Here is a 5,394-nt window from a genome sequence, read left to right as displayed (position 1 = left end):
GGGCAGGGTGTCCGGACGTAAAGCGAAGCAGTCCGGACACCCTGCCCCGGAGGACCGTCACCGGCGGCCGATAAGCCCCGCGCAGCGGCAATCAGCTCGCCGCAGGCGAACCCACAGCAACCCCCACGGCGGGACAGCCGAAAACGTGGGGCGCAGGCCAAGCGCAGCGGAAGGGCAGGGGAAGGCTCAGCCAACCGCCGCCGCCCTATGCCTGCCATGCGGCTCGCGGATGCGATGGGTGCGGAAGATGTAGAGGGAGACGACGAACATGATCGCGCCCATGCCGAGGCCGAAGCCGCAGGACTTGAGGACGGTTTCGCCGCCGAGGCTGTAGTTCCAGCCCACTGCCGCGCCGAAGAGCGCGCCGTAGGCCAGCGCCCGGGTCTCGGTGATCATCGACGACTGGTAGTGGACCACGATCAGCCCCAGTACGCCGGTGACGACGGCCGCGGCCACCCCGTACAGCAGGGCGGGGCCGCCCTTGATGCCGGCGGCGTGGGTGCGGAAGATCGTGAAGCAGCCGAAGGCCAGGGCCGCGATGATCGGCAGCGAAACGGTCGGCGGGACGCGCTCGGCCAGGGCGGCGAGCCGGGAGGGCTGCTGCGGGGCCCGGCCGCCGGTGTCGGCCGTCGCGCCGTGCTCGACCTCGACCGTGCCGTGTGAGCGAGCGGCCCTCGCGCCGTGTCGCTGAGCGTGCTGGTCCATGGCGGGCTCCTCTCGATCGCCCCTCTGTCCAGGCGACACCCGGGGGTCCCTTCCGTCAACCGGAGCGGCGGGCAACCAGAAAGCGGCGGGTCCCGTCTTCAGAGGTGGGAAGGCAACCACGGGCGGCGCCGCCCGGGTACGGAGGGCTCCGCGTCGAAGGTGATGCACGCCTCACGGGTCTGGTGCTGGTAAAGATCCACAAGGGGGCGGAGGTCCCCTTCCGGGGCCGCTCTGACCTGCGCTTCCTCTTGCTTGTGCAGCATGTGACCCCCTCGGCGGGGGTGCAGGGTACTGCATGATCAGAAAAATAGAAGCGCCGCGTGGGAATTCTGTCCGGATTCCAGCCGTTGTTTCCTTCGGACGGGCCACCCGGCAAGCATCGCAGTGGGTGCACCACCAATCGGCTCGCCCCATCGTCCCGCGACCGACTCATCGCAAAGGGAGCACACGCATGGCAACCCGTGCCGTCGCCCGTCGCCAGGAAAGCAGCAGCGATTCTGACGGGGCCAACAGTGTTCGCGCCGTAGGCGGGGAGATCGCCGACCGCGACCTGGTCGGCATGTACCTCGACGAGATCGCGCGTACACCGCTGCTCGACGCCGCCAAGGAGGTCGAGCTGTCCCAGACCATCGAGGCGGGCGTCTACGCCCAGCAGATCCTGGACGGTGAGATCACCGACGGCAATGCCGCCGGTGCCGGCCGCGAGGAGCTGGAGGCGCTGGCCGAGGAGGGCGCCAGGGCCAAGGACGTCTTCATCCGTTCCAACCTCCGGCTGGTCGTCGCCGTGGCGCGCCGTTACCCGCGCGCGGGACTGCCCCTGCTGGATCTGATCCAGGAGGGCAACGCCGGCCTGGTGCGCGCCGTCGAGAAGTTCGACTACGCCAAGGGCTTCAAGTTCTCGACGTATGCGACGTGGTGGATCCGTCAGGCCATCACCCGCTCCATCGCCGACCAGTCGCGCACGATCCGGCTGCCCGTGCACCTTGTCGAGGAACTGGGCCGGATCCGCCGGGTGCAGCGCGAGTTCAACCGTGAGAACGGCCGCGACCCGGAGCCGGCGGAGGTCGCCGGCGAGCTGGGCTCGACGCCCGACCGCGTCACCGACGTACTGGACTGGGCGCGCGACCCGGTGAGCCTCAACATGTCGGTGGACGACGACGGCGACACCCAGTTCGGCGACCTGCTGGAGGACACCTCCGCCGCCTCGCCCGAGCAGTCGGTGCTCACGCTGCTGCGCAGCGAGGAGCTGGAGGACCTGATCGACCGCCTCGACCACCGCACCGCCTCGATCATCAAGGCGCGCTACGGCATCGACGACGGCCGCGAGCGCACCCTGACCGAGGTCGGCAAGCAGCACGGTCTGACCCGCGAGCGGATCCGGCAGATCGAGAAGCATGCGCTGCTGGAACTGAAGCGGATGGCACGGGACACGGGGTTCGACGCGGCGGCGTAAGACCCCGTTCCCGGCAGGACGAGCCCCGGTGCCCTCCCTTGCGGCGTCGGGGCTCCTGTGTGTCCGGTGTGTGTCCGGGGCGGCGTGGGCCGTGCCTGCGGATCGCCGATGCCCGTTGATGCACGTTTGAGTCCGACTGACGTCCGGATCCGTTTACTTCCCGGAATCGACTCGTAGCATCGCGTGGAAACCACGGGTTCGGGCAGGGGAACGGACGCTGACGACCCTGGGCGACGCGGTCAGGGCCGCCGAGGAGCTGCGGGCCGCCGGTGCCCGCGCGGTGCTGGCCTCGCTGGGGGCGGACGAGGGAGGGCCGGCCGCGGCGACCGGCCGAGCGGCGTCTGCCGCGGCCGCGGGCGTTGCGCACTCCCGGCCGCCGGGGCAGGGAACCGGGGAACCGGGGGCGTCCAGCACACCGTGTATCACCTGGTGGGAGCGTGGGAGCCCTTTGACCTGTGGTTTCAGAATCGGGGGAGTTGCTGTTGCTGGACGACCTGGTGTTTCGCAGTGACGATGTGCCTGTGCCGGACCGGTTTGACTACTGGGCCGAGCTCTTGGGCCGCACGCATGCGCCCATGGAGCTGCGCAGCGACTACGCCGATGACTTCCGGGCTTCCCAGCGCGTGCTGGCCCTCGGTGCCGTCACCGTGTGGTCTGCCACGTTCCAGCCGTTGGTCTTCCGGCGCACGCCGAAGCTGATCCGGCAGTCCGACCCCGAGACGTACCACCTCGCGCTCCTCTTACGCGGGAGAGTGACAGGAGCGTGGAGGCACCGGGAAACCGACTTCACGCCGTACGACCTGTTCATCAACTCTTCCTCGCTGCCGGACGAGGTCCACAGCACCGGGGCCCCGGTCACGTCAGTGGCGCTGGAGATTCCCAAGGCCCTGATACCACTCCCGCGAGACATGGCCCGCCGGGTAGTCGGGGCGCCGGTGTCGGCCCGGGAAGGGATGGGCGCCCTCCTGGGACGGTTCCTCACCCGACTCACCGAGGACACCACCCCGTACCAGCCCACCGACGCCCCCCGACTGGGCACGGTCGTGACCGATCTGACCGCCGCGCTCTTCGCCCATCTGCTCGAAGCCGGTGACTGCCTCCCCCCGGAGACCCACCGACGGACCCTCACCCTGCGCATCCAGGCGTTCATCCGGGAGCACCTGCACGACCCGCACCTGACCCCCGCCACGATCGCTGCCGCGCACCACATCTCCACCAGCTACCTGCACCGCCTCTTCCAGGACGAGGAAGCCACGGTCGCCGCCTGGATCCGCCGCCTGCGCCTGGAGGCGGCCCGTCGCGACCTCACCGACCCAGCACTTCACGCCGTCCCCCTCCACGCCATCGCCACCCGCTGGGGATTCGCCCGCGCAGCCGACTTCAGCCGCGCCTACCGCGCCGCCTACGGCACCACGCCCAAGGACCACCGGCATCAGGCCCTCCACAGCCACGAGTGAACTCATCGGCAACACAGTTGGGCCGCGGCATGAGGCGGAGAGCGCGTACGAAAAGGCGGTGGCCGGCCCTCTCACCGGGGCCGGCCACCGCCTTCGGGTATCGCCCGCGGGCGCGGTCCGTCAGACCTCGCTGCCCGCCTGCCACTGCGACCACGACATGTTCCAGCCGTTGAGGCCGTTGTCGGGCTGGATGGTCCGGTCGTCCGAGTTCTTCACGATGACGACATCGCCGACCAGCGACTCGTTGAAGAACCACTTGCCCGGGGTGTCGCCACCGCCGCCCTTGTTGTCCTCCAGGCCGACGCAGCCGTGGCTGGTGCCGGCCTTGCCGAAGATGGACGGGGAGCCCCAGTAGTTGCCGTGGATGAAGGTGCCGGACGAGGACAGCCGCATGGCGTGCGGAACGTCCTTGATGTCGTACTCGCCCTTGCCGTTCTCCTTGGTGAAGCCGACCGTCGAGCCGTCCATCCGGGTCTGCTCGAACTTCTCCGAGATCACCATCTGGCCGTTGTAGGTGGGGTTCTCGGGGCTGCCGCCGGAGATCGGGATGGACTTGAAGGTCTTGCCGTCCCGCTTGACCGTCATGGTCTGGGTGTTCATGTCCACCGTGGAGACCTGCGAGCGCCCGATCGTGAAGGACACCGTCTTGGACTGCACACCGGTGATGCCGTTGCCGCCCTTCACGCCGTCCAGGTCGATCTGCATGGTGACCTTGGAGCCGGCCTTCCAGTACTCCTCAGGGCGGAAGTCCAGGCGCTGGGAGCCGAACCAGTGGCCGACGACCTGCTGGCCGCTGCTGGAGGTCACCTTGATGTGGGACTGGACGTCCTTCTTGTTGGTGATCACCTTGTCGAAGTTGAAGGAGACCGGCATGCCGACGCCGACGGTCTTGCCGTTGTCGGGGGTGTAGCTGCCGATGAAGCTGTTGGCCGAGGAGACCGTCGTGAAGGTCGCGTTCTCGGTGGCCGAACGGCCCTTGGAGTCCTTGGCATTCGCCACGAGCTTGTACTTGGTGCCGCGCTCCAGCTGGACGCCGGGCTTCCAGGACTTGCCGTTGGCCGATATGGCACCGGCCACCTCGGCCCCGGAGTCGGCGACGGTGAGCTTCACATCGGTCAACTTGCCGCCGGTGACCTTCACACCGGTGTCGTTGATGCTGGCGTCGGTGGCGCCGTTCTTCGAAGAGACCGTGATCTTGGCGTCCGAGGCGTCCTTGGCGGCCGCGGCATCGGCGCCCGCCTGCCCGCCCTTGCCGTCGTCATGGCCACCGGCCTCGGCGTCGCCGCCGCAGGCCGTAAGAGCCAGCGCACCCGCCGCGAACAGGGCGGTCACGGCCAGCGTGCGCCGCATCCGACGGGTGCGGCGCGGTGCGCCCGCCGCCTGCTGCCCGTCTGACTGGAGCGGCTGCTGCGGGGTGCGGGACGGATCGGGCGCAAGGTTGTCCGGCGATGTCACGAGCTGCTCCATACAGGGGTGTTGTGATTCCGTGCTGGTAAACAGCACCTACAGGCGGATTTGGTTGCGGACGGGCTCTTGTTGTGATGAAGGTCACACTCTCGGGGTCGGTGGACGATCCGCCGACCCCGACAGCCAGGGTCGCAGCGGGGCGCCTTGTTCGTCCAGGCCGGTCCGCTGCGCTTGGCTTGGCTTCCCACGTTTTCGGCTTTCCCGCCGTGGTGGTTTGTCGCCGTTGCGCCTGCGGCGGGCTGTTGCCGCTGCGCGGGGCGTTTTCGGCTGCGGGTGCGGCCCTCCAGACTCCGTCCTACGGTCCGCCCCCTC

Annotated in this window: 4 protein-coding genes; 2 read left to right on the top strand and 2 right to left on the bottom strand. The window is 69.1% G+C overall.

Annotated elements, in window-relative coordinates; translation table 11 throughout:
* Window positions 1-186: 186 nt before the first annotated feature.
* The gene (locus tag ACWD6P_RS36645) at window positions 187-705 is read right to left on the bottom strand and encodes a hypothetical protein (RefSeq protein WP_451448547.1); all 519 of its coding nucleotides are present in this window, start codon (window positions 703-705) and stop codon (window positions 187-189) included.
* Window positions 706-1,156: 451 nt separating this feature from the next.
* On the opposite strand from ACWD6P_RS36645, the gene ACWD6P_RS36640 reads away from it, so the two are divergent.
* Both ACWD6P_RS36640 and ACWD6P_RS36635 read left to right on the top strand, forming a co-directional pair.
* A complete protein-coding gene (locus ACWD6P_RS36640; protein WP_451448546.1) occupies window positions 1,157-2,158 on the top strand; it encodes a sigma-70 family RNA polymerase sigma factor in 1,002 nt (333 codons plus the stop codon).
* 482 nt (window positions 2,159-2,640) lie between these two features.
* On the top strand, window positions 2,641-3,615 hold the full coding sequence (locus tag ACWD6P_RS36635; protein ID WP_451448548.1) for an AraC-like ligand-binding domain-containing protein: 975 nt from the start codon (window positions 2,641-2,643) through the stop codon (window positions 3,613-3,615).
* 120 nt (window positions 3,616-3,735) lie between these two features.
* Here the strand turns inward: ACWD6P_RS36635 and ACWD6P_RS36630 are convergent, their stop codons facing one another.
* A complete protein-coding gene (locus ACWD6P_RS36630; protein ID WP_451448545.1) occupies window positions 3,736-5,082 on the bottom strand; it encodes a L,D-transpeptidase in 1,347 nt (448 codons plus the stop codon).
* Window positions 5,083-5,394: the final 312 nt, after the last annotated feature.

It is taken from the genome of Streptomyces sp. NPDC002446 (genome assembly GCF_053595675.1).
Note: the sequence above shows the minus strand (reverse complement) of the source record. Positions and strands in the feature narration are given on the sequence as shown.

Excerpts from the sequence above, each read along its gene's own strand:
- ACWD6P_RS36630 (WP_451448545.1), bottom strand. The coding sequence starts at position 5,082 with ATGGAGCAGCTCGTGACATCGCCGGACAACCTTGCGCCCGATCCGTCC.
- ACWD6P_RS36645 (WP_451448547.1), bottom strand. The coding sequence starts at position 705 with ATGGACCAGCACGCTCAGCGACACGGCGCGAGGGCCGCTCGCTCACAC.
- ACWD6P_RS36640 (WP_451448546.1), top strand. The coding sequence starts at position 1,157 with ATGGCAACCCGTGCCGTCGCCCGTCGCCAGGAAAGCAGCAGCGATTCT.